This window comes from Devosia sp. CAU 1758, from assembly GCF_054482695.1.
The window spans coordinates 131,553-157,512 of sequence record NZ_JBTLRJ010000003.1; the positions used below are offsets into that span (position 1 = coordinate 131,553).

Sequence of the window (25,960 nt, forward strand, 5' to 3'; positions counted from 1 at the left end):
GGTCCGTTTTTCATTCCCGCCGACTCCGCTATGCTGCGCGCGGAGGTGAGCCATTATGAGCGACGGCGACATCCTGTTTGAATTCGTCCAGGTCGGCCAACAGATGCGCGTTGCCGCCATAGACGAGGCCACCGGCACCGAAGTGATCGTCATCAGCCCTCTCACTGCCACCCGGTTGCAGATGCAGCGCGTTGCCATGGCCAAGCTGCGCCGCAAGCTGGATCAGGGCAGGGGCGCTCCGGCCGCCCCGCCGGGCAAGTTTGCCTGACAGGGGTCTTCCCCCTTTTCCTCCAGGCCGTTCTGCGGCATAAGGGGGTGTTCGCGCGACTGGCGAGAAAAGATGGGGAACCATCGGGGAACGCGAACCTAGAGAATGCCGCTCGCCTGGGCACCCATCCGAACTCAAGGGGAGCCCCATGAATCTGTCCATGAACACGTCCCGAAATTCCCGGCCTTGGAATCGCACTTCACCGCGTGATAATGCCATCGCCTTGCCGATCAACTCGACCTTTTGCGAGGTAATTGTCCGATGAGCGCTGCGACCTCACTTCCGCTCTTTCCCCGTTTCTTTTCCAATTCGGTCGCCGATACCGATCCGGAACTGGCAAAGTCCATGCGGGACGAACTGAGCCGTCAGCAGAACGAGATCGAGCTGATCGCCTCGGAAAACATCGTCTCGCGCGCCGTGCTTGAAGCGCAGGGTTCGGTGCTCACCAACAAATATGCCGAAGGCTATCCGGGCAAGCGCTACTATGGCGGCTGCCAATATGTCGATGTGGCCGAGAGCCTTGCCATCGAGCGCGCCAAACAGCTCTTCGGCGTCGCCTTTGCCAATGTGCAGCCCAATTCCGGCTCCCAGGCCAATCAGGGTGTCTATCAGGCGTTGATCAAGCCGGGCGATACCATTCTGGGCATGTCCCTCGACGCCGGTGGCCACCTGACCCACGGCGCCAAGCCCAATCAGTCCGGGAAGTGGTTCAACGCCATTCAATACGGTCTGCGCCAGCAGGACGGCCGCGTTGACATGGATCAGGTGCGCCAGCTGGCTCGCGAGCACAGCCCCAAGATGATCGTGGCTGGTTTCTCGGCCTATTCGCGCATTATGGACTGGGCCGAGTTCCGCGCCATTGCAGATGAAGTCGGGGCGGTCCTCTTTGTCGATATGGCCCATGTGGCGGGCCTGGTCGCTGGCGGGCAGTATCCCAGCCCGTTCCCGCATGCCCATGTGGCTACCACCACAACACACAAGACCCTGCGCGGCCCGCGCGGCGGCTTGATCCTCACCAACGATGAAGACATCGCCAAGAAGATTAACTCGGCCATTTTTCCTGGCATCCAGGGTGGCCCGCTGATGCATGTCATTGCAGCCAAGGCCGTGGCCTTCAAGGAAGCCCTGTCCCCCGAGTTCAAGTCCTATGCCCGCCAGGTCGTCGCCAATGCCAAGGTGCTGGCCGACACGCTGGTCAAGGGGGGCGTCGACATCGTCTCCGGCGGCACCGACAATCACCTGATGCTGGTCGACCTCCGGCCTAAGGGTCTCACGGGCAAGGCGACGGAAAAGGCGCTCGAACGCGCGCACATCACCTGCAACAAGAACGCTGTGCCCTTCGACCCGGAAAAGCCTGCCATCACCTCTGGCGTGCGCCTCGGAACGCCGGCTGCCACCTCGCGCGGCTTCGGCGAGGCTGAGTTCCAGACAGTGGGCGAACTCATCATCGAAGTGCTCGATGGTCTCAAGACAAATGGAGACGACAACAATGGCGCTGTCGAAGCCCAGGTGCGCGAGAAGGTGAAAGCACTTACTGATCGCTTCCCCATCTACAACTAGGCAAGGTCAACAACCGCCATGCGCTGCCCCTATTGCGGCAATGACGATACCCAGGTGAAGGATAGCCGCCCGACCGAAGATTCGGGCGCTATCCGGCGCCGCCGCGTCTGTAATGCCTGCGGCGGTCGCTTTACCACCTTCGAACGCGTCCAGCTGCGCGATCTGACCGTGGTCAAGAAGACCGGCCGCAAGGTCCCCTTTGACCGCGAAAAACTGGCTCGTTCCGTCAGCACCGCCCTGCGCAAGCGCTCAGTGGAGCCGGAGCGTGTTGAGCGGATGATTTCGGGCATCGTGCGCCAATTGGAAAGCTTGGGCGAAGTGGAAGTCACCTCCGACCAGATCGGCGAATATGTGATGGAGGGGCTGAAAGGCCTCGACGATGTGGCATTCGTCCGATTTGCCAGTGTTTACAAGAATTTCTCGGCCGCAGACGATTTCCGCTCCTTTCTCACCGAACTGGCCGAGGACAAGATCGTCCTGCCAGACGACGAAGATTGAAGGCGCCGCCAGGGGCGAGGAAGCATTCATTCATACCCGTCGCAGGCTGTACTGCACGACGGGGCCGCGTTGCGCTATGATCCTCTTGCGTCGAAACCTCGGCGCGAGCGGAGGAGATTGATCGTGGACTCCTATGGCGTACGTTTTGCACTGCCCGAAGGCGCGGGCAACGGGCTTCATTTTCTGATCGTCGAGGGGCGCTCCTATCCCGACATCGGCGACGAGATGAAACGCGGCGCGGTCGCTGCCTTGGAAAAGGCCGGCGCGACATTCGAGGTTATTGCCGTCCCCAGCGCCATGGAAGTGCCCGTGGCGATGGCAATGGCGATTGAAACCGGCCGTTTCGATGGCTATGTGGCGCTGGGCTGCGTCATTCGGGGGCAGACCAACCACTATGTGTCCGTCGCCAATGAAAGCATACGGGCGCTGGCCGAATTGGCCGTTGTCGATGCTTTGCCTCTTGGCATCGGCATCCTGACAGTAGAAAACGAAGCGCAGGCCTGGATGCGGGCCCATGTGAATGATCAGGACCGGGGCGGGGATGCGGCGCGTGCCGCGCTCGCCCTGTCCGACGTGAAAGTGAAACTGAACACCTAGATGACTGACCACCCTAAACGCGATCCCGGCGCCCTTCGCCCCGCCAATCAGCGCGGCGCCGCTCGCCTTGCCGCCGTGCAAGCGCTCTACCAGATGGATATCGGTCGGGCGACGCTCGAGGACACGCTGGCGCAGTTCGGCGCCTTCCATCTCGGTCGCGAGATCGAGGGCGAGCTATATCTCCCGGCCGACGCCGACTTTTTCAGGCAGATCGTCTCTGGGGTAGCGCAGCATCAGCTCGAGATCGACCCTTCGGTGGACAAGGCGCTAGCCGAAGGCTGGCCCATCGAACGCGTCGACGCAACTTTGCGCGCCATTCTGCGCGCCGCTGCCTTTGAGCTGCTCCGCCGCAAGGATATTCCGGCGCGCGTCGTCATTACCGAATATGTCGACATCGCTCGCGCCTTCTACGAGGACGACGCCTCAGGCCTCGTCAATGCGGCGCTCGATTCCATTGCGCGCTCTGCCGGTTCGGACTTTAACTGATCCCAGATTGGGACCGTGACCCCCGTATCCGGGCGATGCGCCGCCATGATCAGGATCAGCGCGTCGTCAACCTGCGCCATTTCTATCCCCAGTCCCGCGAATTGGCCTTGATGGACGACAATGGCCAGTTCGCTGCCATGGCCCGTCTGATAGAGCGGCGCTTTGCCGCTGATCTCGGAGACTTTCTCGGTGATTTGGTTGAACGGCCGGAACTCGCCATGGAACTCCCGGCGAAGGTTGATCCTTTCGAAGTTTTTGAGCGCCACTATGTAGCTGGCCTCGTGCGCATCCGCCGTGGCAAGCCCTGGCAATGGCAATGGGTCGGTAAACGCCAGTGCGGGCGAGCAGTATAGTTGGCACAATGGCAGTCTGACCGTGAAGGGCAACCGTGTCTTCATCACTGGCCGGTCGCCACTGACTTATACTCTAAGCCTCTCCTTCGCCTGATCCTTGCCGGCTCCGGCATCACCCGGGCCGGCCTTCGCAACAAGCGACTTGCAAGGGTCGTCCTGATCGCGCAGCTTGTGCTGCCTAGGGACAACCAATGACTCAGCGCAGCCTATCCATCCGCAATATCGGCCTGCTTTCAGCCGTCCAGGCGCTGGGCGGGTCGAACTCATCCATCATCATGTCAGTAGCGGCGCTGGCGGCAATCAACCTGGCCCCGGATCCGTCTGCCGCTACTTTACCCGTTACCGCCATGATCATCGGGCTGGCGCTGACGACCTCTTCGGCAACGCTGATTATCTATCGACTGGGCAGGACCCGTGGCTTGATGCTGGGTGCGGCTATCGGCATTCCCGCCTCGCTGCTGGCAACGCTGGCGGTCATTGTCGGCAATTTCTATCTCTTCGCTGCTGGGCTCTTCCTGGTTGGTGTATCGGGTGCCTTCATGCAGCAGGTGCGCTTTGCCGCCGCTGACAGCGTTGCGCCCGATCTCAAGAGCCAGGCCATTTCATGGGTAATGTTCGGGGGCGTGGCGGCAGGATTTTTCGGTCCGCAACTAAGTGCGTTGACCCGCACCTGGATCGATGGGGCCGAATATGCGGCCAGCTTTCTGGTCATCGCGGTTCTATCCCTGACCTCGGTGTTGGTGTTGTCCGCTACCCGGCTCGCGCCCACGCGCGCGTCGGGTGATATGGCCGATAAAGGCCGCCCGCTCTCGGTCCTGCTGCGCCAGCCGGAAATCATACTTCCCATGCTCGGCGCGGCGCTCAGCTACGCCCTGATGACCCTGATCATGGTGGCGGCCCCGCTGGCCATGGTGCACCTTTGCGGCCATTCACCTACTGAAGCGGCGGGCGCTATTCAATGGCATGTCGTGGCCATGTTCGCGCCAAGCTTCATTACCGGGGCCATCATCAAGCGCATCGGCCCGGCTCTGGTTACGTCCATCGGCTTGTTGCTCATCATTGTCTGCGCGGCGATCGCGCTTAATGGCATCACCGTGGGGCATTTCACGGCGGCGCTCATCTTGCTTGGACTGGGCTGGAATTTCGGCTTCATCGGTTCCACAACCATGCTGGCCACCAGTTACCGGCCGCAGGAGGCCGGACGTGTTCAGGCGGTCAATGAACAGATTGTCTTCGGCTCCAGCGCCATTGCCTCCCTCAGCTCGGGGGTCCTGCTGCAATATGCGGGGTGGGAGGCAATCAACCTTCTCGCCATTCCCGTGGCGACGCTCACCATTCTGCTCCTTGGCTTCGGCGCCATGCGTCAGGCCCGAGCCTGAAAGCAAAAAAGCCCCGGCAGACCGGGGCTTTGATTGACGATAACGCACTTCTAGAACGACGACAGGATCGCGTCGATAAAGGTGGCGTCCTCGCCGAACGAAGGCGTGCGGCGGGTCTCGATATTGACCGCCTTGCCATCTTCCAGCGCATAGATGGCGCGCTCGACGACCTTCTTGTTGCGATCGAAATAGATCGCCAGAACCGTGCGCTCTTCCACCATGGTCATGCCGAAGGCGGTCTGGCTGACCTTGGTCTCGACATAATACCACGCCGTCTGGTCGCCGAACGTATTGGTCGACTGCGGCGAACCGAGCACCAGGGTCACCAATTGCTGGCTCTGGCCGGGGCGGATCTGCTGCAGCGCCGAGTCCGGGATTTCATAGCCTTGCGTCCGCTTGGAAATCAGCGAGGTGCTGCTGGTGCAGCCGGCGAGCGCGACTGCCAGGATGGCCGCAGCGACGGAGGCTTTTGCAATGCGCAGGGGCATGAATTTGACTTTCCCGATTGCTCTCGACTATAGGCGTGACACTTGGGCGCTTGCCCTTGGGCCGCCGGACTGTGTAGCTGTCAACTTGGCTGTCTGGCAAGCTGGCAGTGGTCCGGCACCAATATCTGCCAGTGTTTGACCGATACCGACGCAGAGCGCAATCCCATGATCTTGTCCATGTTTCGCAAGAAGACCGCCAACAAGCCGGTCTATGCCGTCTATAATTCCATTGTGGCGCAATCCCGGCAGCCTCAATTCTATGCCGATATGGGCGTACCCGACACCGTGACCGGCCGCTTCGACATGATCAGCCTGCATATGGCACTGCTGTTTCGCCGCTTGCGACATGGCCCGGATGGCGCCAAGGCCTTCAGCCAGGCCGTTTTTGACCTGTTCTTCAAGGACATGGACCGCTCCCTGCGTGAAATGGGCGTCACTGACCTGGGCGTGCCCAAGAAGATCCAGAAGATGGGCAATATCTTCTTTGGCCTTTTGGCGGCGCTGAACGAGGCCCTCGACCGCAACGATGCCGAGGCCTTGGCCGGGGTCCTCGCGCGCAATATCTTCGAAGGTGAGGATAGCCCGCAATTGCGGGCCCTGGCCGACTACGTGTTCGCCCGCGATACCGAGCTCGCCGCCCAGTCGATCGAGGCCATCACCGGGGGCGACGTCCGATTCGAGACCGTAGCATGACCCGGCGTGAGCAACCCGTCTTCGACGCCGTGGTGCGCGTCGACAAGATGCCCTCCGCCGGACGCTCGCTGGTCGTCGAGGCCAATGACGCGGAGCGTGCAGCGATTGCCGAGGCCATGAATATCGTCTCGGTGGAGTTCTTTTCCGCCAGCCTGACCATCGTGCCGCTGCGCGGTGGTCTGCGCGCTCAGGGGCATCTGGATGCCCGGGTAACCCAGGCCTCGGTGGTCAGTTTCGAGCCGGTGGCCGAAACCATTTCCGAGGACATCGACCGGGTCTTCTTGCCGGCGCCGCGCGAGGGCCAGGCGCCTGCTCCCGGTGCCGAAATCTTTGTCGACCTTGAAGATGACGACTTTCCTGATCATATCGATGGTCCTGAAGTCGATCTGAGTGCCCTGCTGCTCGAAACCCTGGCTCTGGCGCTCGATCCCTATCCGCGTCTGCCCAAGGAATCCCTGGAAAAGCTGGGTCTTGTCGCGAAGGATGCGGAAGAAGGTCCCTTTTCCAAATTGGCGCGTCTCAAGGACGAGAGCGGGGACAAGGATTGAGAGCATGTCCCGCGGGGCTTGCACCGACCCCGTGATGGGATATGTTTAATTGCCTGCTCCTGTGGGCCGAAAAACGGGCTGAAATGACCGATTCTATTACGATTTCCGTGGATGCCATGGGCGGCGACCACGCCCCGCGTGCCGTCATTCACGGGGCCCATCTGGCCCTGAAGGAGCGCAAGAACACGCGTTTCATCTTTCATGGCATCAAGGAGCAGATCGAGCCGTTGCTCGAGGAATTCCCCGACCTTAAGCCAGTCTCGACCGTTCGCCATTGCGAAACCGTTATAGCGATGGACGAAAAACCCAGTCAGGCCCTGCGCAAGGGTAAGGGTGTCTCGTCCATGTGGATGACCATTCAGGCGGTCAAGGACAAGGAAGCCGACGTCGCAATTTCGGGTGGTAACACTGGCGCCCTGATGGCCATGGCGACCTTCTGCTTGCGGCCCATGGAAGGGATTTCTCGTCCAGGCATCGCCGCAATCTGGCCAACTCTGCGCTCAGACATTATCGTGCTCGACATGGGCGCTACCATTGGCGCCGACGCCCGGCAGCTAGTGGACTATGCCATTCTCGGCTCGGCCCTGGCGCGCGCCCTGTTCGGTTCTGAATCGCCCACCGTCGGCCTGCTCAATGTCGGCACCGAGGAAGTAAAGGGCCTCGAGTCGATCAAGGACGCCGGCAAAATGCTCACCGAAGCCAGCGGCGCCGGGTTTACCTATCATGGCTTCGTTGAGGGCAATGATATCGGCAAGGGCACTGTCGATGTTGTCGTCACCGAAGGTTTTGTCGGCAATATCGCGCTCAAGACCGCTGAGGGCACGGCCCGTCAGGTTGCGACCTATTTGCGCGAAGCGCTCCAGGGTTCGCTTATGAGCCGGATTGGTGCACTTTTTGCCACCTCAGCACTGAACTCCCTGCGGCGTCGGATGGACCCGCGCACCGTCAATGGTGGTGTGTTCATGGGCCTCAATGGTATTGTCATCAAGTCCCATGGGGGCACCGACGAAATTGGCTACAAAAGCGCCCTTGGTCTTGCCCATGAGATGGCGCGCAATCGCTTGATGGATAAGGTTGGCGATACTATGCACCGTTTCCCCATTCAAAAGGCAGACCCTGGGCTGTCCTCCGAGACCGAGGCGAAAACGGCGTGACCAGTACCGTTCGATCAGTCATTCGTGGCGTTGGCAGCTATTTGCCGTCCAAAGTTGTTACCAACGAAGAGTTGGCCAAAACCGTCGACACGTCGGACGAATGGATCCAGCAGCGCGTTGGCATCAAGGAACGCCACATCGCCGCCGAGGGTGAATACACATCGGATCTGGCGACGGCGGCCGCCCGCGCGGCGCTGGCCAGTGCCGGGCTGGCAGTAGAAGACATTGACCTGATCATCGTGGCGACTACCACGCCCGACTATACCTTCCCCAGCGCTGCGTCGTTGGTGCAGATGAAACTCGGCATGCACCACGGCTTTGCCTTTGATATCCAGGCAGTCTGTTCCGGTTTCGTCTACGCAGTTGCCACGGCAGACAGCTATATCAAGAACGGCATGGCGCGTCGTGTGCTGGTCATCGGTGCCGAAACTTTCTCGCGACTGCTCGACTGGACCGATCGCACCACCTGCGTGCTGTTTGGCGATGGTGCGGGCGCCATTGTCATGGAACGCATCGACTTGGCGCCAGGCGAACCGGAGCGAGGCGTGCTGGCCTCGGCGCTCCGTTCCGATGGCCGTCATTGGGACAAGCTCTATGTGGATGGTGGGCCATCCACCACTGGCACTACGGGCCACGTCCACATGCAGGGACCGGAAGTCTTCCGCCATGCGGTCGGTAAGATTACCGACGTTGTTTACGCCACCCTTGAGCAGACCGGCTATACGGTCGCCGATCTCGACTGGTTCGTGCCGCACCAGGCCAACAAGCGCATCATCGATGGGGCAGGGGCCAAACTCGGCCTGCCGCCTGAAAAGGTCATCATGACTGTCGATGTCCACGCCAATACTTCCGCCGCTTCGGTGCCCCTGGCGCTGAGCGTTGCGGTAGCCGATGGCCGCATCAAGCGCGGCGATTTGGTCATGCTGGAGGCTATGGGTGGCGGCTTCACCTGGGGCGCCTCGCTCATTCGCTGGTAGAGAGCGACCGATAATACCGGCCGCTGGATATCGGTTCGGTAAGCCGGCGGGCCGGACCCTTGGAGCGCTTCGTCCGAATCCATCAAATTTGGCAATGCTTGAACCAGTTAACCCGCATTGACCTTAAGCGTTTCAAGGCGTTAGTGTCTTCATCGGGTGGAGGAACCCGGCGCTGAACCCGCGACGGCAAGATCGCAGCGAGCGCTGACATGGGAAAGTTTCCCGAGCAAGGGCTTGGCCGTTTGGGGTCGCGTTGACGGACTGATAGCAACAACTGGCATGCCAAACTTGGGGATTCCGAGCCTACGGCAACATGGGGGTGCGAATGACGCAGAAGACGGTAACGCGGGCCGACCTGGCTGAGGCAGTCTATGGCTCTGTTGGGCTGTCGAGGACCGAATCGGCGGAACTGGTCGAGCGTGTCCTGGAGCTCATTACCGACGCCCTGGTAACTGGGGCGAACGTTAAGCTCTCCTCCTTCGGCTCTTTTCAGGTGCGCTCGAAAAATGAGCGGATAGGCCGCAATCCCAAGACCGGCGAGGAGGTCCCGATCCTTCCCCGGCAGGTTCTTGTGTTCAAACCCTCCAATGTGTTGAAGTCCAAGATCAACAAGTCTATGGTCTCCGCTGGAAAGTAAGGCTTTTACGAGCTTTGCGCCATGCCGCCGAAATTGATGTCGGCAGCAGAATTTTTCAGTCGAGATAGGGCAATGTTTTTGTTGCTCGCGCCGGGGAGACCTGCGGTTTGGACAAGTCGCCTGACGCGTTCCGTACCATCTCTGAAGCTGCTGAAGAGCTCGATCTCCCGCAGCATGTGCTGCGATTCTGGGAAACCCGTTTCTCCACCATCAAGCCGCTGAAGCGCGGCGGCGGGCGCCGCTACTATCGCCCCGAGGATGTGATGCTCCTGCGCGGCATCCGGCATTTGCTCTATGATCAGGGCTTTACCATCAAAGGTGTGCAGAAGATCCTCAAGGACCAAGGGTCACGCTATGTCATCGCTGTTGGCGAGGGCAAAGGCCTTGATGAAATCCTGCCCCTGATCGAGCAGGCAGAGACCGCGGGGGACGAGGCGGAACTGGAAGAGGCCGCAATGCTCGCCAGCGCGGCGCTGGATGAAGAGGCGCGCGAAAAACTGTCCGAAGTGCTGCGCAACCTGCTCGAATGCAAGCGCATCCTTGAGCGCGCCCGCGAGCACTGAACAGTCTGGAATTCCTGTTTCAATAGTCTCAGAAATCGCCTAATTGTTCCACTACTGGCCGGCTTGGTTCCGTCCCGCTTCAAGGTGGAGTTCTACGAAAATGACTGTCCGTTTTGGTCTCCTGGGTGCGGGACGCATCGGTAAGGTGCATGCCAGGGCCGTGACGGCCAACCCCAAGGCAAAGCTCGTTGCGGTGGTCGACGCGATGGCTGAAGCCGCCAGTACCCTTGCCGGGCAATATGATGCCGATATCCGCACCATCGACGCGATTGAGGCTGCGACCGACATCGACGCCGTCATCATCTGCACACCCACCGATACCCACGCCGCCCTGATCGAGCGTTTTGCCCGCGCCGGCAAGGCGATCTTCTGCGAAAAGCCGATCGACCTCGACGTCGAGCGCGTCAAGGCCTGCCTCCGGGTCGTGGACGAAACCGCTGCCACGCTCATGGTCGGGTTTAACCGTCGCTTCGATCCGCACTTCCAGGCTGTGAAACGCGCGATTGACGACGGGCAGATCGGCGCGGTGGAAATGGTCACCATCGTCTCGCGCGATCCGGGCGCCCCGCCCGTGGACTATGTGAAGCGCTCCGGCGGCATTTTCCGCGACATGACCATCCATGATTTTGACATGGCCCGCTTCCTGCTGGGCGAGGAAATCGAATCAGTGTCGGCTCAGGCCTCGGTGCTGGTTGACAAGGCCATCGGCGAGGCAGGCGATTTCGACAGCGCCTCGGTCATGCTGTTCACCGCATCGGGCCGGCACGCCACCATCTCCAATTCACGGCGCGCAACCTATGGCTATGACCAGCGCATCGAAGTGCATGGGTCAAAGGGTGCGGTTGCAGCCGAAAACCAGCGTCCGGTCTCCATCGAGATCGCCAATGCCAATGGCTACACGAGGCCACCGCTGCATGATTTCTTCATGACCCGCTATACCGAGGCCTATGCCAACGAAATCACCAGCTTCATCGATTTTGTGGAGTCGAAGGCTCCCGCTTCGCCCAGCGGTGCGGATGGATTGATCGCCCTGGCGTTGGCCGAGGCGGCGCTGAAATCGGTGAGAGAGGGCAGGGCGGTCAAGGTCAGCGAAGTAACCGGGCCGCTGGCAGACAAATCGGTGTTTCTGGGCCGCTGACGGCGCACCAAACACTGCCCCGCCCTCTGACTCGATCCGAGGGTGGGCGGTGCTTCCTTAGGTGATTGACCTACTTCAGCAACCACTCATGCTCGGGTGCATTGTGGAATTTCCACACGCGTTTCGGGCCGGCCATGACGTTCAGGTAGTAGAGGTCATACCCCGCCGTGGTGGCCACTGGATGATAGCCACGCGGCACCAGGGTCACGTCGCCATCCTCGATGGCCATGGCCTCGTCGAGACTCCTGTCGTCGGTATAGACGCGCTGGAAGGCAAAGCCCTGCGGCGGGTTCATGCGGTGATAATAGGTCTCTTCCAGCTGGCTTTCGTGCGGAAGATTGTCCTGATCGTGCTTGTGCGGCGGATAGGACGAGGTATTGCCCTGCGGCGTAATCACCTCGACAACCAGCAGAGCATTGGCCGCGCCATCATCCTCGGGCATGATATTGTAGACGTGACGAACATTGGCGCCCTTGCCGCGACTTAAGCGCGGATGGGTACCGGGGGCGATCGCCCTGGCATGATAGTCGCCGCCGCCAGGCGCCGAACATACCGCCAGTTCCAGGTCGGTCGTCGCATCCACCGCCCAGTTGCGCCCGGCAGGCACATAAAGGGCCCAAGGCGCGCCATCGAACGGGCTCATCCTCTCGCCAAGTTCGCCGAAATCTTCGCCATCCACGGCAAAGCGACCCTTGCCGCCGACGAGGACGAGGCACACTTCGCGCTCGCCCGTCGCTTCACCATAAGCCTCGCCCGCCGTAAGCCGATGCAGGCCGAACCCAACATGGCTCCAGCCGGCAGACTGTGGCGTCACATCATGGATCTTGCCGATCTTGTTCTTCGGACGAACCAGCAGGGGGGACTGCGTCATTGAGCGGCTCCTTGGGGAAGGTGTAGAAGAAATTCCAGGCCACATAGGCAAGTGCAGCGCCCACCAGGAGAGCCCAGAACATGTCCTGGGTGAAGAGCAATTCCCAGCCCAGCCAAAGGACAAGGAACGCGGCGACTGCCACTCGACGCCAGAGTGGCCTGAACCAATTGAGATCGTTCTGTTTCAGTGCCATGCGCGTTTTCCCAATTCTGATTTGTTGGCGGAACGCTTTAGCACAACCCGCTCGAAAGACTCACCCTTTTGGGAAGCCTTCGGTTTCGACGGTGTAGCCGGCCGCAGACATTACCCGCATCAGCTCCGCATGACCGACTTGGGCCATTCGCAGGGGCGGGTTTTTCTTTGGGTCCTGCTCGGCCTCGACCACGAACCAGCCTTCATAGCCGTGATCGGCCAGCCGTTGAACGATGGCGCCGAAGTCCAGCGACCCGTCGCCCGGCACGGTAAAGGCGCCAAGCGCCACCGCATCGAGAAAGCTCTGCTTGCTCCGGTCCAGCCCATCCACCACGGCGCGGCGAATGTCCTTCACATGCACATGGTTGATGCGCGCATGATGCTTGTCGATCGCTCTCAGCACATCGCCGCCCGCAAAGACCAGGTGTCCGGCATCAAGCAGCAGCGGGATACCGGCCCCGGACGCGGTCATAAAGGCGTCGAGCTCTTCCTCCGTCTCGACCACCGCGGCCATATGATGATGATAGCTCAGCGGCATGCCCTGCTCGGCACACCATTCGCCAAAGGCGGTGACTTTTTGGGCATAGGCCTTCATCTCGTCATCCGAGAGGCGAGGCTTCTGCGCCAACGGAATGTCCCGCTTGCCCTGAATGGATCGGCCGACCTCGCCATAGACGATGCAGGGTGCGTCAACGGCTTTGAACAGTTCGATCATCGGCGCAATGCGGTCCTTGTTCGCCGAGATATCCTCGTCCACCAACGTGCCTGAGAACCAACCACCGCACAGCGTCACATCGGCCGTCCGAAGGATCGGCAGCATGACCGCTGGATCATCGGGAAACCGCCGCCCCTTTTCCATGCCGGTAAACCCCGCCGACCGCGACTGCCTGAGGCATTCCTCAAGCGAAACATCATCGCTCAACTCCACCAGATCGTCGTTCCACCATGCGATGGGCGACATGCCGAGTTTGGCTCTCATACTTCTCTCCTAACCCGCCCGCTGCGCCTTGAGCGCCTTCACATAGGCTTCGCGCGCCGCGTTCACCTGCAGTCGGACGCTGACCTCCGGCACAGCCACATCCCACCAATGCCCACCTTCGTCCGTGGTGATCAGCGGATCAGTGTCGATAACCAAAACCGTGACTCCCGCCGCGCCCTCGCTCTCCTTCAACCCGGCCTCAAGCTCGGCCAGTGAGGTAACCTTCCTCGCCCTTGCGCCCATGGACGCGGCGTGGGCGGCGAAGTCCACCCGGGGGAATTCGACATGCCTGGTATCGCGGAAAAGATTGTTGAAATTGGCCCCGCCGGTCGCCATCTGCAGCCGGTTGATACAGCCATAGCCGGAATTGTCGAGCACCACGATGGTCAGGCGAACCCCCAGCATCACGGCGCTGACGATCTCTGAATTCATCATCAGGTAGGAGCCGTCGCCCACCATGACCACGGCATCGCCATCCGGCCGCGCCAGCGCGACGCCCAGGCCGGCGGCAATCTCGTAGCCCATGGTCGAGAAGCCATATTCGAGGTGATAGCTGCCCGGTGCGCCGGCCCGCCAGAGCTTGTGCAACTCGCCCGGCAATCCGCCGGCGGCACAGATCAGCGTGGCCCTGTTGCGGCCGCGCTGTACCGCCCCGATTACCTGGGCATCGGAGGGCAGTTCGACATTGGACGCGGCCAGGGCAGCATCGGCTGCTTCCACCCAATCATCCTTGCCTTTCAACGCCTTGGCGGTCCAGGCGGAATCAACCTGCCAACCCAACAGCGCAGCGTCGAGCGCTGCCAGCCCCACGCGGGCATCGGTGACGAGCGGCAGGGCATTGTGCTTCATGGCATCGAACACCTGCACATTGAGGCCGATGATCTTGACGCTCTCGTTCTTGAACAGCGCCCATGAGCCGGTGGTGAAATCCTGGAGGCGCGTACCCACCGCCAGCACGACATCCGCCTCTTCGGCCAGGACATTGGCGGCCGACGTTCCGGTCACGCCGACCGAACCCATGTTGAGCTCGTGGTCATGGGGCAAGGCGCTCTTGCCCGCCTGCGTTTCCATCACGGGTATGCCGTGCTCCTCGGCAAAGACGGCAAGGCTATCGCTGGCCTCAGAATAGAGCACCCCGCCGCCCGCAATGATCACCGGCTTCCTGGCCAGTTTCAGCGCAGCGGCAGCCGTCGCGAACTCGTCGGCATCGGGCATGATGCGACGCGGCGTCCACACCTTCTCGGCAAAGAAGCTCTCCGGATAGTCGTAGGCTTCGGCCTGCACGTCCTGGCACAGGCTCAGCGTCACCGGCCCGCATTCGGCCGGGTCGGTGAGCACCTGCATGGCCCGCCGCAGCGCCGGCATGATCTGTTCGGGCCGGGTAATGCGATCGAAGTAGCGGCTGACGGGCCTGAAGCAATCATTGACCGTCACCGTGCCGTCGCCGAAATCCTCGGCCTGCTGCAGGACAGGGTCCGGCAGGCGATTGGCAAAGACGTCGCCGGGCAGCAGCAGCACCGGGATGCGGTTGACATGCGCCAGGGCCGCGGCTGTCACCATATTGAGCGCGCCCGGGCCGATGGAACTGGTGCAGGCCATGAAGCGGCGACGGAAATTGGCCTTTGCATAGGCGATGGCGGCATGCGCCATGCTTTGCTCGTTCTGGCCGCGATAGGTGGGCAGCGTGTCCTTGATGCCATGCAGGGCTTCCCCCACGCCCGCGACATTGCCATGCCCGAAAATGGCCCAGACCCCGCCAAAGATGGGGACCGTCTCGCCCTCGATGACTGTCTTCTGCGCGCACAGGAACCGCGCCACGGCCTGCGCCATCGTCAATCGCACTGTATTCTGGCTCATGGCCGCTCCCACTCTTCTACCAGCCAGCCAAAACGACGTGCCATTTCGGCAATGGCTTCATCATCGTTCATGCTGCCATCAAGCCAGGCACTCGCTGCGTGACCGAATATGGACCGCCCCACGGCAAAGCCTTTCACGGTGCGCGATGTCTTGGCAATGTCGAAGCCGGCCTTAAGATCGGACATCTTGGCATCCAGCCCCAGCAGCACTACGCCGCGGCAGAGGGGGTCGCGTGTCTCGATGACGCTGTCGATATTCGCCCAGGCAACAGCGCTGGGCTGCGTCTCCAGCTTCCACCAGTCTGGCTTGATCCCGGCATTGTAAATCTCGGTGAGCGCACGCGCCACCGTATCGTCACTCAGCGTTCCGTGCTTGCCGGCGATGATCTCCACCAGCAATTCCCGCCCGATCTTGCGCGCCGCGGCAAAGGCCGAGCGCAGCTTGGCAATCTGTTCATCAAGCAGGTCCTGGGGGTCATCCGGGTGCAAAAAGCACAGCACCTTGATGCAATGATCCACCGGCCATTCCACCAGCCGCGATCCAAGATCCTGCGTAAACTCGAATTGCAGCGGTCGCGAACCCGGTTGTTCGATGGGCCTGGCCACCCAGAAATTGGGCAATGCGCTCGCCGCAAATAGCGCATCACGCCCATATTTGTCGTCGAGCAGCATGCCGAACCCGTCCCGCCCCGCAGCGATCTCCGCAGCCGCCTTGACCGCCAGGACCTTGAACGCCGGCACCCGCGCCAGCTTCTCCAGGTCCCCGCCGGCCATGTCTTCGAGCTGGCTGCGATGGTCGATCGCCAGCGCCATCAGCTTCGGAATATCGCGCCGCCGGGTGGTCGCCCAGTGGACGTGGTTGAGAGCCTCGTCCTTGCGCAGGGCTCGTTCCGAGCTGCCGTTTTCCAGGAAGAATTGAAGTTCGGTCCAGGTCGGAATTTCCGGCGCGCACAGGAGGCGCGACACCGCGAAGGCGCCGCAGGCATTGGCCCAAGTCGCGCTGGTTGCGTGGGATTCGCCGCGCAGCCAGCCACGCAGGAACCCGCTCATGAACGCGTCGCCTGCGCCCAGGACATTGTAGACCTCGATGGGAAAGCCCTTGCCCACGATCCCCTCTTCGAGATCCTCGGGAATGGCGCCGTCATAGACGATGCAGCCCATTGGTCCGCGCTTCAGAACGATCACGGCGGAGGACAGCGACCGGATCGTCCTGAGCGCAGAGATGAGATCGTCGGCGCCGGAAGCAATGAGCACTTCCTCCTCTGTGCCAACGATCAGATCGCAGTCTGGGAGCACGGTGCGCAGATGCGCCGAGACTGCGTCCGAGGCGATGTAGCGACTATCACCGGCATCGTGCCCCGCCAGCCCCCAGAGATTTGGGCGATAGTCGATGTCGAAGACCACCTTTCCCCCATTTGCCCGGGCGACGCGCATGGCCTTGCGTTGCGCTGCGTCGCTATGCGGCTTGGAAAAATGAGTTCCAGTGACCAGAACGGCCCTGGCGGAGCGGACGAAATTCTCATCGACATCGTCTTCTTCAAGCGCGGCATCGGCGCAATTGTCGCGATAAAAAATCAGCGGGAAGGACTTGTCGTTCTCGACGGAAAGCAGCACTAGCGCCGTCAACCGCACCGGGTCGGTAGAGACCCCCCCGGTCTCAACCCCCTCGCGTGCCAATTGCTCACGAATGAAACGGCCCATCTGCTCGTTTCCGACGCGGGTGATCAACGCCGATTTGAGACCAAGGCGCGACGTGCCGACAGCGATATTGGTTGGGCAGCCACCAACGGACTTGGCGAAGCTGCCGACATCCTCCAGTCGAGTCCCGATTTGCTGGCCATAAAGATCTACCGAGGCGCGACCAATGGTGATCACGTCCAGCGTCATGTCCAGATTGCCTGTGGAGCCAGGGGCCACGCCGGATCCTCCTCGGGGCTGCATCGTCCATGGAGTGAATGAAACACAAGTTCCGAAACTATTCAATATGGAATGTTCATTCCATATTGAATAGTTTCGGTGCGTTCGACTTGCGCTGGACCGCTTAAATCTGGCGGCGCCTCTCTGCCACGCTGACGGTCAGCGCCGTAGCCAGGGCCAGGCTTGCAGACAGAGAGCGGAACCCGGCATGATCCGCCTCGACCAGTTCGAACCATACCGCGGCGCAGGCAACGAGCGGCGAAAGCGCGGAATCGGTCAATGCCACCACGGGGACCCCGCGTTGTGCCAACGTTCGCGCCTGCGTAGCGCTTTCCGCCGCATAGGGGGCAAAGCTGATGGCGAAAGCGGCATCCATTGATGTGGCAAGCTCGAGCAGGTCATCGTCATTGCCGGTGGCAGAACTGACGATCTGGCAGCGCACCTTGAGCTTGCCGAAGGCGTAGGCCATTGCGGTGACAATGGGGAAGCTGCGGCGCCGCGCGATGAGGTAGATCGTTTCTGCCCTCGCCATGAGGTCGATGGCGCGCTCCAGCTGTGCATGGTCGATCGAATTGGTCAGGGCATCGAGGCTGTGATGCGCAGCCGAAATGAAGCCGTTCAGGATCGTGCTGCCTTCAGCCTCCGTGGCTCCCCCGGATTCCAGCTGCCTGAGCCGCTCCTCATAAGAGGAATTGCGGCCCTTGAGCCGTGCCTGGAACAGGGACTGCAATCCGGAAAAGCCGTCGAACCCGAAATGCTGTGCAAAGCGCACCAGTGTCGAGGGTTGAACCTGGGCCGCCTGGGCGATGCTCGCCGTGGTGCCGAAGGCCAGTTCGTCCGGATGCTCGAGCGCATAGGCAGCAACCTGAATCAGCCGCTTGGGCAGGGTGTTGCGCTGTTCCATGATCGCCAGGCGCAGGCCCTCGAAATCGGGCGGCGCAATGACTGATTGTGCGGGCATGCAGAGCTCCTGCGGAATGGCCATTCCATAAATGGAATGAGTCTCGGCTCGTCGCAAGGAAAAGGGGCAGGGCGGTCTCCCGTCCTGCCGCTCGATAGATGCCTGCGTCAGAGCTTAGGCTGGCTGCAATCCGCCCGGGGCGCTGCGGTTCTCCACCCAGTAGATAAACGCCGAGGCCGCCACGATCAGCGCGGCGCCGAGCCAGAACCATTGCGATGGCACCTGGCCCAGCGCGATCCACCCCACCAACCCGCTCAGCGGCACCTTGAGATCGCCAAAGGGCTGAAGATAGGTTGCGTCGGCGACCTTGTAGGCAAAGGCCAGCAGGTATTGCGCGACGGCTGTCAGCGCGCCGAGCAACAGCAACAGCCAAAGACCGGTGCCGTCCGGCAGTGCAAATGGGAAGCCTGGCGCCATGCCCACCGGCAGCACGCCGGCGAGCGCATTGGCAATCAGCAGGATTGCCAGATGATTCGGCGTCATGAGCACCAGGAGCGAGATCGTCAGCGTTTCCGGGTTCTCGCCCCGACGCGTCAGATGCTTGGTCAAGACGTCGGTACCCGCCCAGAGTGCTGCGGCGGTGATCGGGATAAGCGCCTGCCAGCCAAGGTTGTCGGTGCCCACACCCGAGACGATGATCGCGCCCACAAAGCCGGCGATGGCAGCGACGAGACGGGCCGGCGAAACTCTTTCGCCCAGGAACAGCGCCGAGCCAAGAATGATGAACAGCGGGCCCGTGGCCAGCAGCGTCACCATCTGCCAGATCGGCACGCCCGAGGCAAAGCCATAGACGAACACATGAACGCCAAGCGCCGAGACAAAGGCGCGGACTTCATGCGCCAGGGGACGGGGGGTCCGCAGGTTGGAAATGCCAATCCTGAAGATCAACGGCAGCGCCAGTATGGAGGCAATGAGATATTGCCAGAAGGCCATGCCGGTCGAGCTCATGCCGAAGCCGCCCCATTCGGCCGGGGTTGGCAAGACTGACTGCAGCACATTGGTGCCAGCAAAAACCGCGCTGGCGATCACCATGAAGAAGGCGCCCGAAGTTGCGGCGCTGTGAGTAGAGGAAATCTGGTTCATCTGTCGTCCTTTCCGTAACCAGTTTCCTCAGGGTTACGGGAGACGACATGCCGGAATATGCACGGCCATATAGCCACGCGCGCCGGCAAGGCGCTTGATCCCGTTCTCTTTCATCCGGACTCTAACCGTCGGCTCCGGAATTACACCGGATCTGCTGACCCTCCCGAAAGAGGCGCTCGCGGGCTTGGCATATCTGCCTTTACCGCCGGTGGGGAATTTCACCCCGCCCTGAGAACAATGCAGGCGAACCTGCGGGGACACATTTAGGGCAGGGTGGGCGTCAGGACAAGTGGCACAAAGGCGTAACAGTGCGTCCACCGGACCGGACAAATGCGCTCCAGGTCCCCGCCGGGTCGTTTCGAGCCCCGCGCGACGCTTGTGGTTACCCCCGATGGGGTCCATACTGAACCAAGGGACATGCGTAAGGTCTTTGTCGTGACCGCACTGATCGCGCCGAACCAACGGTCATTTTGACCGCCTGCTGTCCTGATGGATCACCGTGTGTAGACCGCGTTCGACAACGCCCTCAGCATCGCCGATGCGCAGGTGCGCGGATTGCCTTTGCTGACCTGTTTCGCTCTGCGGGCGGAACGTTAGCTTTTCTCGCCTCGTTGGGTTTCGCAGAGAGCGGAGCCAAAATCATCGCAAGAGCGGGTCTGGGGCGCGCACCCTCGCGTGTCAGGACGAGGTCCTTAGGTCTGTTGCTGCTCGATCCCATGTCTATGCCACTGTCTCAGGAGGACGTTATGGACTCTACAAAGATCATACGCTTTCCCGTTTCTGGCAGGGTTTCCATCGCAGTCGTCCTGCGGCGGTTCGAGAATTTCCCCCGATTTGCCCGCAGCTTCTACGACCCGCCAGCATCCTTGCTGAAGCCAGCGGAAGTGGCGGTGGCAGGGGGGCTGAATGACAACCAGGTCAAGTAGCCGGACGGTTACCTTCAGGTCATCCTTTCTCCTGCCCGGCATGGCAGAATCCCACGCTCCCGGCAGCTTCGAGGTGCACTCCGAAGAGGAGGCAATCGACGTCCTGTTTCCGGCCTCATGGGTTCGGATGAGTATCGAGATTCCGGTCGCCGGCGGGGTCGAGGCCTATCCGGTAACGGCGGATGAGCTTGAGGCAGCCCTCATGCGTGACAATGCTCCCATCGACGTCGCCACCTAGCCGACAGCCTCCGATCCGGCGGCAATTTTCGTCGTCCGCACGTAATGTAGAGTTCAGAGGCACCATGAAGATCAGAGCCGGCTATTCGATCACCTACGACTTTCCCAAGGACACACCCACGCTTCTGGTGCTCAAGGTTCATCCCAGCCGCACGGGCGACCTGCTGACCCCCGAAGCCCTGGCCTTTGATCCGCCGGTACCGGCCCAGGATTATGTCGACAGTTTCGGCAATACCTGTACCCGGTTGCTGGCGCCCAAGGGGACATTGACCATCACCAACCAGTTCGACATCGCCGATAGCGGCGACAAGGACATCGTGCCGCTCGATGCCGTCCAGCACACGATCGATCAGCTTCCCCACGAAACGCTGACCTATCTGCTGGCATCGCGCTATTGCGAGACCGATGTCCTCTCCGAGACGGCCTGGCGTTTGTTCGAGCACACGCCGTCCGGCTGGCCAAGGGTCCAGGCAATCCTGGAGTTCGTGCACAATCACATTCGCTTTGACTATGCGCTGGCCAATCCCATGCGGTCGGCTTTTGGCGCCTATCTAGAAAAGACCGGGGTGTGCCGTGACTATGCCCATCTGGCGATCGCCTTCTGCCGCTGCATGAATATTCCAGCGCGTTACTGCACCGGCTATCTCGGCGATATTGGCGTGCCTTACCGCCCGCCAATGGATTTTTCGGCGTGGTTCGAGGTCTATCTTGGTGGCGCCTGGCACACCGCCGATGCACGCAACCTGGTTCCCAGGATCGGGCGCATCCTCATGGCCCGCGGCCGGGACGCGACGGACGTCGCGATCTCCACGCAGTTCGGCTCTGCCGGACTGGTCAATTTTACGGTCATCACAGACGAAATCAGCTAGCCGGCCGGGTGGTGACCTGCTCGCCGGAAGTGTCTGCACAATTTTTGCGCAGATTTCGTTTGCCTGGCGCCCTTGGCTAAATTAATCAAGATATAGCTTGTTTAATTGAGTCCCTGTCATGTCCGACACTGTCGAGGGTCGCTGGGCCGAGATTTTCGGTCCCCGTTATCTGCCTGTGACCACCATTCTCGCACTGGGCGTGTCGCTGTTTGCATTCAACGCATTCCTCTCCTCTACGGCCCTGCCGTCGGCGGTTCAGGAACTGGGTGGCCTCGAAGTCATTTCCTGGGCGACCACGCTCTACCTCGTCTTCGCCATTGTCGGCGGGGCGGCCGCGGCGATGCTCAAGCGCCGTCTCGGGTCGCGCCGGTCGCTTCTCGGCCTCTCCGGCGTGTTTCTGATTGGCACCCTGGTGGCAGCCCTGGCCGGGGATATGCCTCAGGTGCTGGTGGGCCGGGCCATTCAGGGATTTGGCGAAGGCGTCGTCGCAGCCCTCTGCTTTGCGCTGATTCCAGAGCTCTTTCCCAGCCGTCTCGTCCCGAAAGTGTTCGGCATGCAGGCCATGGTCTGGGCCATTGCCGCTTTTGGTGGACCGGCCGGGGCAGGGGCACTCACCGAACTGATCTCCTGGCGCGCCGCCTTCCTGATCAATGTTCCGCTGGTGCTGATCTTCGGCATCATGGTGCCGCTCGTTGTGCCGCGCGGCCCTGAACGGGTCGCCTCGCGCGGCTTTCCCGGCCTGCGGCTGGTGACAATCGGCGGCGGCACCATGCTGGTGGCGCTGGCCGCCATTGCCCCACCGCTCCAGGCCGCCCTGCTGCTGGTCGGCGCCACCATTGCGCTCTGCACCGCCGTCTGGCTGGATCGGCGCAGCCAGGAGCGGCTGATGCCGCTCGACGCCTTCTCGCTGCGCACGGCGGTCGGGTCGGGCCTCTGGATGTTCCTGCTCATGCCCATCGCCGGCGCCGCCACCGGCGTCTACCTGGTGCTATTGCTGCAACAGCTCTGGGGCTACGGCCCCACGCATGCGGCGGTGATCGGGGCCGTCATGGCCATTGGCTGGAGCTTTTCCTCTGTGACCGTCGCCAATGTCCGCCAGCGCTCCACCCGCCGCATCCTGATCCGCACCGGCCCGGTGCTGCTGGCGCTGGGGCTCGTGGGCGTGCTGATTGGCCTTGAACTGACGCAGCCGATTATCCTGATTGTTGCGCAACTGGCCATTGGCATGGGGTTCGGCATTTCCAACGGCTACACCATGCTCACCATCATGGAGGCCAGCAGCGATGCCGAGCGGGATCGCACCTCGGCGCTCCTGCCCACCACCCAGTCCGCCGGCAATGCCCTTGGTGCGGCGCTGGCCGGCGTAGCGGCCAATGCGGCAGGCTATGCTCAGGCCAGCGACAGCGCGACGATCCTCGTGGCCATCATCCCGCTCTTCATGGTTGCCGTGGCCTTTGCTGCGCTCGCCTTCCTGGCCGCCCTGCGCATGGTGCACCTGGCCAAGACCACGCCAATCTCGGCTTTTGCCAGCGAATAGAAAAAGGCCCCGGAGCGATCCGGGGCCTTTGTTTTCCGGGCCGGCGAATCAGCCCTGTTCGAGCCAGGTGACCTGCTCGGGCGTCAGCTTGATCTCGAAAGCCTTGAGGCTGTCCTCAAGCTCAATCAGGCGACGCGGCCCAATCAGTGGCACACTGGGGAAAGGCTGCGCCAGCACATAGGCTAGCGCGATGTGGATAGGTGAGTGGCCAAGCTGTTCGCCCAGTTCGATCGCCCGGTCGCGGCGGCCGAAATTCTGGTCATTGTACCAGCAGCGTACCAATTCCTCATTGTCCCGCTTGTCCCGGCCAGCAAGGTCGGTGAAGAAGCCGCGCGCCTGGCTCGACCAGGAGAAATTGGTGACCTGTCGGTCTATCAGCCACTGCTTGAAGTCCGGCGTGGCCGCAGTGACGCATCCACCCCAGATCGGATCGAGCATCTCGGCCAGGGCAAAATTGTTCGAGAGCGCCTGTGGCTTGGTCTTGCCGGTCTTCTCGGCATAGGCCATGGCCTCGTCCATGCGCTCCTTGGTCCAGTTCGACCCGCCGAACGGCCCGCGAATGCGCCCAGCCTTTACCTCGGCATCCATGGCGTCGACAAACTCGCCCACCGGCACGTCGGTATTGTCGCGGTGCATGAAATAGATGTCGACATAATCGGTCTGCAACCGGTCAAGGGACTGGGTCAATTGCCTGGCAATCACGTCGGGATAGACCAGTGGCGAGTGGGCGCCCTTGCCAATCACCACGGCCTGCTCGCGCACGCCACGGCTCTTCTGCCATTGGCCCCAGAGCTTTTCGGTATAACCGCCACCGTAGATGAAGGCGGTATCGAAGAGATTGCCGCCCTTTTCCCAAAAGGCGTCGAGCAGGATGGCGCCCGAGGAGAACGTCTTGAAATCTTCAAAGCCCAAGGCGACGGCAGAGGCTTGCTTGGAGAGGCCCGGGATGGTCCGCTTTGGAATGATGCCGGTATTTGCGCCCAGCGGACGATTGTCGAGCGTCCGGGTCCGCACCTGAGGCGTCTCGATGGAGAATTCTATCCCAGCATCGCCGCGCCACTTGTCCAAGACCCGCAGATTGCCCAGCGTATCGCCCCAGCTCATGCCAGGCGCGTCGAATTCCTGCTTGCCCGCAAGGATGGCGAGAGAGGCTGCTTCCGCTTCAAAGGAATAGACATGGGCGGTTTCGTTGACGCTGATCGTTTCGGTCTTCCCGCCCTTGATGATGTCGATCCTGCCCAAGCCCTGGTCGCGGTTGCCACCGGCAAACCAGAAGTCGGGTACTTCGATCCGACCCTCGGAGCCGTGAATGCGCAGCACATTGTCGAGATTTGCCATCACCGCGCAGCTCACCTGCGCCACGATGCCGTTTTCGAAGGTCAGCGTCGCTGCCGCCCAGTCGTCCGTCCCTTCTGCATTGAGATTTGCCGCGCCGGACACCTTTACCGGGTCCGCGTAAGATTTTCCGCTGGCGATGCCAGCAATCAGCCGCGCCATCGATACCGGATAGCAGCCCACATCCATGATGCCGCCGCCGGCCAGGTCCGAGGCGAACAGGCGATGCTGCGGCTGGAACTTTCCCATCGAAAAGCCGAAGCTCGACTGGATCATCCGCACCTCACCAATGGCGCCGGACTGGATCAGTTCGATAATCTTCTTCGCCTGCGGGTGCAGGCGATACATGAAGGCCTCTCCGGCAAAAGTGCCGGCCTTGCGATGGGCGTGGAACACCGCGTCCGCCTCGTGGGCCGAGAGGGCCAGTGGCTTTTCCACCAGCACATGCTTGCCGGCCTCGGCGGCCTTGATCGCCCATTCGGCGTGGCCGGTGTGGGGAACCGCAATATAGACCGCGTCGATCTCCTTGTCGGCCAGCAACGCCTCATAGCCATGAACGATTCGCGCCTCGGGGAAGGTCTCCTTGAGGCCCGGCTTGTTAGGGTTGCGCGTGGCGATCGCCGCCAGCACGCCATGCTGGCTGTCGTTGAGGCCGCCGCGGAAGGCCTTGGCAATGCTGCCCGGGCCGATAATGCCCCAGCGAATCTTGGTATCAGTCATATCTGGTTTCCTCACTGGATCATCGGGCCGACGCGCCACGCAATTCTTGCGCGACCCGGAACTCGACTCATTCCTCATTATCGGATCGTTGTCCGTGTGGCCCGCTTCGCCGGTGGCAAAGTGAGCTTTTCCATTGCTCTTGGAGCCCGCGATTTCTAAGTTAGCCCGCCCGCCAATGGCATACCCCGATTTCGGGTATGCGGACCGGGCGGAAAGTAAGATGGATTCTCACCCCTATTACGAGCCCCGGGCCAATGGTGTCGAGCGCCTGCCCACGGCCCTGCAGATGTTTCTGACCACGCCGCGCCTGATGCGGGCGGCCCATTGGCATGCCCAGGTGGAAGTCAATTACATCGTCCGCGGCTGGGCGCATTATCGCATGGCCGGTCACGAGGCGCGTTTTGTCGCCGGAGATTTTGCCCTGTTCTGGGGCGGCCAGCCGCATTGGCTCAACGATTCCTCTGACGATCTCATCTATGCCGGTGGTCACCTGCCACTGGTGCATTTCTTCCGGCTGCGGCTGCCATCCGACGTGCAGGCACGGCTGATGCAGGGTGCAACCCTGGTTTCCGACGCCACGGACGCCGCCGACCCGGTCAATTTTCAGCGCTGGTTGGATTATACCCGCTCGGGCGATCCCATGAGGGCGAGCCTCGCCGTGGATGAATTGCTGCTGCGAATCGAACGGCTGCGGTTTTCACCCTATCGACTGCTGCCCGAGACCCGGCCCATTGCCGATGCTGGTGGGCTCGACCAGCACACCTCGCCCATCGTGGTGCGCATCTGCGACTATATCGCCGATAATTTCCGCGAGGAGATCGACAGCGTCGATATCGCGGTGGCGGCGGATATTCATCCCAAATACGCCATGACCGTGTTCAAGAAATGCACCGGCATGACGCTCAACGACTATATCATTCTCATGCGCCTGTCCTATGCGCAGGCGCTTTTGATGAAGGACGAAGCCAGCGTCCTGGCGGTGGCGATGGACAGCGGCTTCGGCTCGCTTTCTGCCTTCAACAAGTCGTTTCGCAAGATTTCCGGCATGTCCCCCAGCGATTTCCGCCGGGAGGTCCGCAGCCGCCCGCCCGTCGCTTTTGCGCCGCCAATGGCCGCTGACGGCCGCTACAACTGAGGT

General features: G+C 61.5%; 28 protein-coding genes and 2 riboswitches. Of the genes, 19 read left to right on the forward strand and 9 right to left on the reverse strand.

What is annotated here, in order from left to right; translation table 11 throughout:
- The first annotated feature begins 55 nt into the window (after window positions 1-55).
- The 7 genes from ACXYMS_RS10760 to ACXYMS_RS10790 all read left to right on the forward strand — a co-directional run bounded on the left by ACXYMS_RS10760 (window position 56) and on the right by ACXYMS_RS10790 (window position 5,141).
- Window positions 56-268: a DUF6898 family protein gene (locus ACXYMS_RS10760; RefSeq protein WP_458906187.1), complete on the forward strand. Its 213-nt coding sequence runs from the start codon at window positions 56-58 to the stop codon at window positions 266-268.
- Between the two features lie 45 nt (window positions 269-313).
- Window positions 314-397: riboswitch (ZMP/ZTP riboswitch) on the forward strand.
- Between the two features lie 132 nt (window positions 398-529).
- Window positions 530-1,828, forward strand: a complete 1,299-nt coding sequence (gene glyA, locus ACXYMS_RS10765) for a serine hydroxymethyltransferase (RefSeq protein WP_458906189.1) — start codon at window positions 530-532, stop codon at window positions 1,826-1,828.
- A gap of 18 nt (window positions 1,829-1,846) precedes the next feature.
- The gene (gene nrdR / locus ACXYMS_RS10770; protein WP_458906191.1) at window positions 1,847-2,326 is read left to right on the forward strand and encodes a transcriptional regulator NrdR; all 480 of its coding nucleotides are present in this window, start codon (window positions 1,847-1,849) and stop codon (window positions 2,324-2,326) included.
- A gap of 123 nt (window positions 2,327-2,449) precedes the next feature.
- Entirely contained in the window at window positions 2,450-2,923 is a 474-nt protein-coding gene (gene ribH / locus ACXYMS_RS10775; protein WP_458906192.1) for a 6,7-dimethyl-8-ribityllumazine synthase, read from the forward strand.
- Window positions 2,924-3,409 carry a transcription antitermination factor NusB gene (nusB, locus tag ACXYMS_RS10780; RefSeq protein WP_458906194.1) on the forward strand — a complete coding sequence of 162 codons (486 nt, stop codon included), beginning with the start codon at window positions 2,924-2,926 and terminating at the stop codon, window positions 3,407-3,409.
- Between the two features lie 35 nt (window positions 3,410-3,444).
- Window positions 3,445-3,762 (forward strand): hypothetical protein, encoded by a 318-nt coding sequence (locus ACXYMS_RS10785; RefSeq protein WP_458906196.1) that lies wholly within the window; start codon window positions 3,445-3,447, stop codon window positions 3,760-3,762.
- 191 nt (window positions 3,763-3,953) lie between these two features.
- Complete coding sequence (locus tag ACXYMS_RS10790; protein WP_458906198.1) at window positions 3,954-5,141, forward strand: MFS transporter; 1,188 nt, start codon at window positions 3,954-3,956, stop codon at window positions 5,139-5,141.
- Window positions 5,142-5,191: 50 nt separating this feature from the next.
- Here ACXYMS_RS10790 and ACXYMS_RS10795 read toward each other — a convergent pair whose 3' ends face one another.
- Window positions 5,192-5,629, reverse strand: a complete 438-nt coding sequence (locus tag ACXYMS_RS10795) for an outer membrane protein assembly factor BamE (RefSeq protein WP_458906200.1) — start codon at window positions 5,627-5,629, stop codon at window positions 5,192-5,194.
- Between the two features lie 177 nt (window positions 5,630-5,806).
- On the opposite strand from ACXYMS_RS10795, the gene ACXYMS_RS10800 reads away from it, so the two are divergent.
- The 7 genes from ACXYMS_RS10800 (at window position 5,807) to iolG (ending at window position 11,339) form a co-directional block, all read left to right on the forward strand.
- Window positions 5,807-6,322: a ubiquinol-cytochrome C chaperone family protein gene (locus ACXYMS_RS10800; protein WP_458906201.1), complete on the forward strand. Its 516-nt coding sequence runs from the start codon at window positions 5,807-5,809 to the stop codon at window positions 6,320-6,322.
- Window positions 6,319-6,870 carry a YceD family protein gene (locus tag ACXYMS_RS10805; protein ID WP_458906203.1) on the forward strand — a complete coding sequence of 184 codons (552 nt, stop codon included), beginning with the start codon at window positions 6,319-6,321 and terminating at the stop codon, window positions 6,868-6,870. Before ACXYMS_RS10800 ends, ACXYMS_RS10805 begins: the two co-directional genes overlap by 4 nt.
- 83 nt (window positions 6,871-6,953) lie before the next feature.
- Window positions 6,954-8,024: a phosphate acyltransferase PlsX gene (plsX, locus tag ACXYMS_RS10810; protein WP_458906205.1), complete on the forward strand. Its 1,071-nt coding sequence runs from the start codon at window positions 6,954-6,956 to the stop codon at window positions 8,022-8,024.
- The gene (locus tag ACXYMS_RS10815) at window positions 8,021-9,001 is read left to right on the forward strand and encodes a beta-ketoacyl-ACP synthase III (RefSeq protein ID WP_458906207.1); all 981 of its coding nucleotides are present in this window, start codon (window positions 8,021-8,023) and stop codon (window positions 8,999-9,001) included. Before plsX ends, ACXYMS_RS10815 begins: the two co-directional genes overlap by 4 nt.
- 325 nt (window positions 9,002-9,326) lie before the next feature.
- The gene (locus ACXYMS_RS10820; RefSeq protein WP_198876614.1) at window positions 9,327-9,638 is read left to right on the forward strand and encodes an integration host factor subunit alpha; all 312 of its coding nucleotides are present in this window, start codon (window positions 9,327-9,329) and stop codon (window positions 9,636-9,638) included.
- 107 nt (window positions 9,639-9,745) lie between these two features.
- The gene (locus ACXYMS_RS10825; RefSeq protein WP_458906209.1) at window positions 9,746-10,201 is read left to right on the forward strand and encodes a MerR family transcriptional regulator; all 456 of its coding nucleotides are present in this window, start codon (window positions 9,746-9,748) and stop codon (window positions 10,199-10,201) included.
- 100 nt (window positions 10,202-10,301) lie between these two features.
- Window positions 10,302-11,339 (forward strand): inositol 2-dehydrogenase, encoded by a 1,038-nt coding sequence (gene iolG / locus ACXYMS_RS10830; protein ID WP_458906211.1) that lies wholly within the window; start codon window positions 10,302-10,304, stop codon window positions 11,337-11,339.
- A gap of 70 nt (window positions 11,340-11,409) precedes the next feature.
- Here the strand turns inward: iolG and iolB are convergent, their stop codons facing one another.
- The 7 genes from iolB to ACXYMS_RS10865 all read right to left on the reverse strand — a co-directional run bounded on the left by iolB (window position 11,410) and on the right by ACXYMS_RS10865 (window position 19,198).
- The gene (iolB, locus tag ACXYMS_RS10835; protein ID WP_458906213.1) at window positions 11,410-12,210 is read right to left on the reverse strand and encodes a 5-deoxy-glucuronate isomerase; all 801 of its coding nucleotides are present in this window, start codon (window positions 12,208-12,210) and stop codon (window positions 11,410-11,412) included.
- Entirely contained in the window at window positions 12,155-12,403 is a 249-nt protein-coding gene (locus ACXYMS_RS10840) for a DUF3329 domain-containing protein (protein ID WP_458906215.1), read from the reverse strand. Before ACXYMS_RS10840 ends, iolB begins: the two co-directional genes overlap by 56 nt.
- Window positions 12,404-12,463: 60 nt before the next feature.
- Window positions 12,464-13,381, reverse strand: coding sequence for a myo-inosose-2 dehydratase (iolE, locus tag ACXYMS_RS10845; protein ID WP_458906216.1), 918 nt, complete (start codon window positions 13,379-13,381; stop codon window positions 12,464-12,466).
- A 9-nt stretch (window positions 13,382-13,390) separates the two neighbouring features.
- Window positions 13,391-15,238, reverse strand: a complete 1,848-nt coding sequence (gene iolD, locus ACXYMS_RS10850) for a 3D-(3,5/4)-trihydroxycyclohexane-1,2-dione acylhydrolase (decyclizing) (RefSeq protein WP_458906218.1) — start codon at window positions 15,236-15,238, stop codon at window positions 13,391-13,393.
- Window positions 15,235-17,124 carry a bifunctional 5-dehydro-2-deoxygluconokinase/5-dehydro-2-deoxyphosphogluconate aldolase gene (locus tag ACXYMS_RS10855; protein WP_458906998.1) on the reverse strand — a complete coding sequence of 630 codons (1,890 nt, stop codon included), beginning with the start codon at window positions 17,122-17,124 and terminating at the stop codon, window positions 15,235-15,237. Before ACXYMS_RS10855 ends, iolD begins: the two co-directional genes overlap by 4 nt.
- A gap of 154 nt (window positions 17,125-17,278) precedes the next feature.
- A complete protein-coding gene (locus ACXYMS_RS10860; protein ID WP_458906220.1) occupies window positions 17,279-18,115 on the reverse strand; it encodes a MurR/RpiR family transcriptional regulator in 837 nt (278 codons plus the stop codon).
- 114 nt (window positions 18,116-18,229) lie between these two features.
- The gene (locus ACXYMS_RS10865; protein ID WP_458906222.1) at window positions 18,230-19,198 is read right to left on the reverse strand and encodes a DMT family transporter; all 969 of its coding nucleotides are present in this window, start codon (window positions 19,196-19,198) and stop codon (window positions 18,230-18,232) included.
- A gap of 98 nt (window positions 19,199-19,296) precedes the next feature.
- Window positions 19,297-19,438, reverse strand: a riboswitch (FMN riboswitch).
- A 506-nt stretch (window positions 19,439-19,944) separates the two neighbouring features.
- Here ACXYMS_RS10865 and ACXYMS_RS10870 point away from each other — a divergent pair.
- From ACXYMS_RS10870 to ACXYMS_RS10885, 4 genes are all read left to right on the forward strand, one after another.
- Window positions 19,945-20,124 (forward strand): hypothetical protein, encoded by a 180-nt coding sequence (locus ACXYMS_RS10870; RefSeq protein WP_458906224.1) that lies wholly within the window; start codon window positions 19,945-19,947, stop codon window positions 20,122-20,124.
- A complete protein-coding gene (locus tag ACXYMS_RS10875; RefSeq protein WP_458906226.1) occupies window positions 20,105-20,362 on the forward strand; it encodes a hypothetical protein in 258 nt (85 codons plus the stop codon). Before ACXYMS_RS10870 ends, ACXYMS_RS10875 begins: the two co-directional genes overlap by 20 nt.
- A gap of 64 nt (window positions 20,363-20,426) precedes the next feature.
- Window positions 20,427-21,230 (forward strand): transglutaminase-like domain-containing protein, encoded by an 804-nt coding sequence (locus tag ACXYMS_RS10880; protein WP_458906228.1) that lies wholly within the window; start codon window positions 20,427-20,429, stop codon window positions 21,228-21,230.
- Between the two features lie 118 nt (window positions 21,231-21,348).
- Entirely contained in the window at window positions 21,349-22,767 is a 1,419-nt protein-coding gene (locus ACXYMS_RS10885) for an MFS transporter (RefSeq protein WP_458906230.1), read from the forward strand.
- Window positions 22,768-22,815: 48 nt separating this feature from the next.
- Here ACXYMS_RS10885 and ACXYMS_RS10890 read toward each other — a convergent pair whose 3' ends face one another.
- Entirely contained in the window at window positions 22,816-24,822 is a 2,007-nt protein-coding gene (locus ACXYMS_RS10890; protein WP_458906232.1) for an aldo/keto reductase, read from the reverse strand.
- A 220-nt stretch (window positions 24,823-25,042) separates the two neighbouring features.
- Here ACXYMS_RS10890 and ACXYMS_RS10895 point away from each other — a divergent pair, with 220 nt between their 5' ends.
- On the forward strand, window positions 25,043-25,957 hold the full coding sequence (locus tag ACXYMS_RS10895; protein ID WP_458906234.1) for a helix-turn-helix domain-containing protein: 915 nt from the start codon (window positions 25,043-25,045) through the stop codon (window positions 25,955-25,957).
- Window positions 25,958-25,960 lie beyond the last annotated feature (3 nt).